The organism is Corynebacterium tuscaniense (assembly GCF_008693065.1).
In the GTDB taxonomy this organism is placed as follows: Bacteria; Actinomycetota; Actinomycetes; order Mycobacteriales; family Mycobacteriaceae; genus Corynebacterium; species Corynebacterium tuscaniense.
On record NZ_VXKH01000087.1, the window covers coordinates 1 to 4,859 of the forward strand.

General features: G+C 62.0%; 4 protein-coding genes. 1 reads left to right on the forward strand and 3 read right to left on the reverse strand.

Annotated features, from left to right (window positions below; genetic code table 11):
* The coding region (locus tag F4V54_RS10115; protein ID WP_211359480.1) for an MFS transporter at window positions 1–1,063 on the reverse strand (1,063 nt) is incomplete at its 3' end.
* Between the two features lie 245 nt (window positions 1,064–1,308).
* Here F4V54_RS10115 and F4V54_RS10120 point away from each other — a divergent pair.
* Window positions 1,309–2,397: an HNH endonuclease signature motif containing protein gene (locus F4V54_RS10120; protein ID WP_102723661.1), complete on the forward strand. Its 1,089-nt coding sequence runs from the start codon at window positions 1,309–1,311 to the stop codon at window positions 2,395–2,397.
* 96 nt (window positions 2,398–2,493) lie between these two features.
* Here the strand turns inward: F4V54_RS10120 and F4V54_RS10125 are convergent, their stop codons facing one another.
* Both F4V54_RS10125 and F4V54_RS10130 read right to left on the reverse strand, forming a co-directional pair.
* Window positions 2,494–3,999 carry a succinic semialdehyde dehydrogenase gene (locus F4V54_RS10125; RefSeq protein WP_150387049.1) on the reverse strand — a complete coding sequence of 502 codons (1,506 nt, stop codon included), beginning with the start codon at window positions 3,997–3,999 and terminating at the stop codon, window positions 2,494–2,496.
* Window positions 4,000–4,061: 62 nt separating this feature from the next.
* Window positions 4,062–4,859, reverse strand: a 798-nt coding sequence (locus F4V54_RS10130) for a M20/M25/M40 family metallo-hydrolase (RefSeq protein ID WP_150387050.1), incomplete at its 5' end; no start/stop codon positions are given.

Here is a 4,859-nt window from a genome sequence, read left to right on the forward strand (position 1 = left end):
CCGGTGCCGTGAGCCGCGCCGCCAGATGGCGTGCGGACGCCCCCGACGCAAACGCGCCCAACGCCATCCCCGCCAGCACAACACCGGTGGTGAGAGTGGACAGCCCTATGGAGTTCACCAAGAACAGCGGCAGCACGAACATGAGAGAAAACTCGCCGATAGCCACCGTCGCCGCCGTGAGGTTGCCCCAGGAGAACGTACCTACCTTGAACAAACTCAGATCCAGCAGCGCGTCGCGGCCGTTACGGGCACGATGCAACTCCCAGCGCAGGAACAAACCGATGAAGATGAGCCCAATCCCGATCGCGAACGGCACCGGGGAGATACTCCAACTAGCCGGCCACTCCCACGGGCCGAGGTGCAGCGTAGCTTTCTTTTCCCACCAGCCGAGCGTGCTCGCCTCGATAAGGCCAAACACCACCAGGCCGAAGCCGATCGCAGAGGTAAGCAACCCATCCACGTCCACACCGCGCGAGTTCTGCTTCCCGTGCGTCTGCGGCACCCACGCTAAGATGCCCACGATGACCAGCAGGCCCAGCGGCAGGTTCACCCAGAAAATCCAACGCCACGACGCATACTCAGTCAACACACCACCCAGGAGAGGGCCAAGCGCCGCCATGCCGCTCATCACCGCGCCCCACACACCAAACGCCGCCGCGCGATCCTTACCGTGGAAGAGCGAATTTACCGACGACAACGTCGCCGGCAACACCAACGCCCCACCGATACCCTGCACCGCGCGCGAGGCGATGAGGCTACCCGCCCCTGTCGCGGTTGCTGCCAGGAGAGAGCCGGCAACGAACAGCACCACACCCGCGATGAACGTGGTGCGCCGCCCAATACGGTCACCCAGCCGCCCCGACCCCAACAGGAGGGCCGCGAAAATAACGTTATAAATAGCATTAACCCACTGGGCGTCGGTGAGGGTGAGGTGAAGGGCGGAAATCATCGTTGGCAAGGCGACGCCGACGATCGTTCCGTCGAGCACGATCAGGGACAGCCCGGCGGCCAAAACCGTCAGAGCCTTCCACCGGCCGGGGTTGGTTGTTTGTGTTGTGCTCACTGTTTTTCCTTTCGATAACCCCGACTGTATGACCGCCTCCGAACCCGCAACATCGACCGACCGGTTGATTCCGCGCCAAGTGTTTAAATCTTTTTTCGGTTTTCGTGGAACCGGGCTGTTTGTGCTGGCCTTCGGCCTCCTGCGCGCGCTTCAGTGTGCGGACCCTGTGGATAGTTTTTCCGGTTATCCACAGGATTTTCAGGCCCTTTTCGCGCGTTGTTGCATTTGCGTTTAGCGTCCATGGCATGACTTCTTTTGCAGCTTCAGTAGCGGGGTTAACCAACCCCATTGAGACCCTGGCATCCTTTGACGCCCAGGAGCTCATCAGCCTTGGCTGCAAACCCGCTCTGATGCGTGAATGGGCCAAAGTCCACAAGGTCTACTACGGGTCGACGAAGTTCACCCGCAAACAAGCCAACGCCATCAAGATCGCGCGCTCGACCCGGAAGTCGATGGATCAACTGGTCTACATCGAATCCAGACTCTCCTCCATTAAGGACCCCGCCGAGAAGTGGCGGCTGCGTCTTGCCCTGCTGTCTGTTCCGGGGGATTATGCGACGCTTCAGCGCCGTTCAAAAAACATCGTGCCCGAGGTGGACAAGCCTGCCCCAGAACCCACCGTGGGGTTTGGTCGCTCGAATAAGAAACGGCGCCCCATCATCATCACAGCCCTGGAAGAAGATGCTGCAGTCCTTGAGTTCGCAGCACGCCAAAACCTAGGCGATGGTCCTGCTGGCCCCCAAATGTACGAAAAGCTCATGGCCATCCTGGGACTACGCCCCGATGAGGGCGAGACCCCATCCGGTATTGCTCCTGCTGCGCCACGTCCGCTGGTCCTCATCCCACTGGATGAGCAGATCAAGATCATGAGTGGTGCGGGCGATGATGTCATCCTGGGGCTGACTGACGGCACCACGATGACTGGGGCGGAGTTCCTGGCCCAGAATTTTGGGGACATCCTCGAAGTAGCGATGTTCCACCCACAAGAAGGACCGGTGAATCTGTATGACACCCAACGCTTCGCCAATCAGAAGCAACGCGACCTAGCCCGGGCCACCATGCCGACGTGTCCAGTACCAGACTGCCGGCACGCGGCAGATAACTGCGAGGTCCACCACATCAAAGCATGGTCACAAGGTGGAATGACCAACATGAACAACCTGGCCATGCTGTGCAGGTACCACAACAGAACCAACGACGATGACCCCACCAAACCCCACCGCGGCCGGCTGGAGAATATCCGGGGCGCACCGATGTGGAGATCACCACGGGGGTACCTGGTGCCTAATACCGTCCACCCCTACGGAGCGATGACGCTCCTCTACGGCAGGTAGACGGCAGATAACCCACCACCTCATGCCGAAAGCCAGCAACAGCTGGCCTTTTCGGCATGCTCTTTTTTGGATGCCCCTTAGAGCGGCGCCCTCCGCCTAGCGCAGGATGTCGCGGCCGTACTTCAGTGCGGCCGTGAGTAGGCCTGCCCATTTCTCGGGTGCCATGCCCTCCGGCCCACCGATGGGCACAATGCGCTGCTCGGCGACGGTGCGGGACTCGGTGTACTTGAGCAGACCCCCGTCGCCGTGGCGGCGGCCTACACCGGAGCGCTTCCAGCCACCCATGGGGGCGCCGATGGAGGACCAGCCGGCGGAGTAACCCTCGTTGATGTTCACGGTGCCGGCCTCCAGGTGGCGGGCGATCTCCTGTGCGGTGGAGCTCTTGCCAAAGATGGAGGCGTTCAGGCCGTACTCGGTGTCGTTGGCTTTCGCGATGGCCTCTTCATGTGAATCGACGACCTCGATGTACACCACCGGCCCAAACACTTCCTCCCGGTACAGTCGTGCGTCCTCCGGCACGTTCAAAAGCACGGTGGGGGCGTAGAAGTTGGGGCCGATGTTGGTCAGGCGCTTGCCGCCTGTGGCGACGGTGGCGCCTTTGGCCACGGCGTCGTCGACGAACTCGGCGACGGTGTCCGCGTGTTCCGAGGAGATGAGGGAGCCCATGTCGATGTCCCAGTCGTGGCCGGCGCCGATCTTCATTTTTTCCACGCACCGCACAAACGCCGGGATGAACCGATCCGCTACGTCACGGTGGACGTACATGCGCTCGATGGAGATGCACAGCTGGCCCGTGTTGGAGAAGCAGGCATGGCGCACACCAGACACAGCCTTATCCACGTCCACGTCCGCCGTCACAATCAACGGGTTCTTCCCACCCAGCTCACCGGAGAACCCGATGAGTCGCTCGCCCGCCTGGGCTGCGAGCTTGGCGCCTGTGGCAGAGGAGCCGGTGAACATGAGGTAATCGACCTGTTCCACGAGTGCTTGACCCACTTCGCGGCCAGAGCCAGGAACGACGGTGAGCACGTCCTTGGGTAGGCCTGCCTCGGCGAGCAGTTCCGCGGCGCGCAGGGAGGTCATCGGGGTGTTGGAGTCCGGTTTCAGCACGACGGTGTTGCCGGCGAGGATCGCCGGGATAGCGTCGGAAATAGCCAGCACCAGCGGGTAGTTCCACGGAGCGATGATGCCCACGACACCAATGGGGGAGTGTTGGACCTGGGTCTTCGTTGCAATCGGCAACGCCACCTTCGCACGGTCCGGCGACAGGAGCTTCTCAGCACGGTAGGCGTAGTGGCGGGCGGTCAACGCATTGTCAAGCACCTCTTCGAAGGCGGCGCGACGGTTTTTGCCGTTCTCGTCCTGGATGATGTCCAGCAGCTCATTCTGGTGCTTGAGCACCAGGTCGTGGTAGCGCAGCATGATCTTTTTGCGCTCTTTGACGGGGGTGGCGGCCCATTCGGGTTGCTTGGCGCGGGCACGCTCGACGATCTGCGTGGCGGTTTCGGCGCCGTAGTAGTTCGTGGTGCCGACGATGGTGCCGTCGGCAGGATTCGTGATGGTGATGGTCGTGTCAGAATCGTTGTGCAGGCGCGTTGTCATAGTCCCCCAAGATAATGCACTTCTGCTCTTCGGGGCAGAGGGATCGGGAGAAAACTTTGGCCCTAGAACACGAACTTTTGTACCAAAGACCGGTACGCCTTGGTGGTCAACTCGACGTCTTCGATGTCGACGTATTCGTCATGCGAGTGCAGTTGGTCCAGCACCTCACCGAGTCCGCGCCCGGCAGCGTGCAGGGCAAACCCGTAGCCCACCCCACCTTTGCGGCGGCCGAAGCGGAGGTCGGAGCCACCTGCAGCGATCGTTGGCACCACGGGCACGCCGGGGAAGAATTCCCCGAAGGTCTCCACGATCGCCTCATATAGCGGCCCGGAGGCGGGGGATACGGTGGCATCTTCAGTGATCAGGTGCTCGATCTCTACCCGTTCCGCCAGATCGCCGAGCGCTTCCCGCAGAACTTCGTCGACATCTTCCTGCGTCTGCCCAGGTAGAGGCCGGATGTCCAGTTCCACATACGCATTCGACGGCAGCACGTTGATGGCCCCACCGGCGCGGATCACAGTCGGCGCCACGGTGAGATGGCTCATGGCGTGGGAGTAGCGGGCAAGAGGACCGAGGGCCTCGTAGTTCTCCCCGCGCAGCAGCTGCTCTTCCGTCGAGGGGTCGAAGCGGAAGGCGCGGACGTAGCCTTTCCACAGGTCATCGGCGACAACAGGGGGCTCAATGCTGGCCAGTCGGCGTGCAACTTCGCCCACCAGCCCCACCGTGAGTTCCCGCCCATACGGCGCAGACCCGTGGCCTGCGTCGCCGTGGATGGTGATGCGCCGCTGCGCCGCCCCCTTCTCACCCACGACCACGATGAGGGCGTCTGGCAGGTGCGATCCAGAGGTCTCCGACAGGCA

Excerpts from the sequence above, each read along its gene's own strand:
- F4V54_RS10120 (WP_102723661.1), top strand. The coding sequence starts at position 1,309 with ATGACTTCTTTTGCAGCTTCAGTAGCGGGGTTAACCAACCCCATTGAG.
- F4V54_RS10125 (WP_150387049.1), bottom strand. The coding sequence starts at position 3,999 with ATGACAACGCGCCTGCACAACGATTCTGACACGACCATCACCATCACG.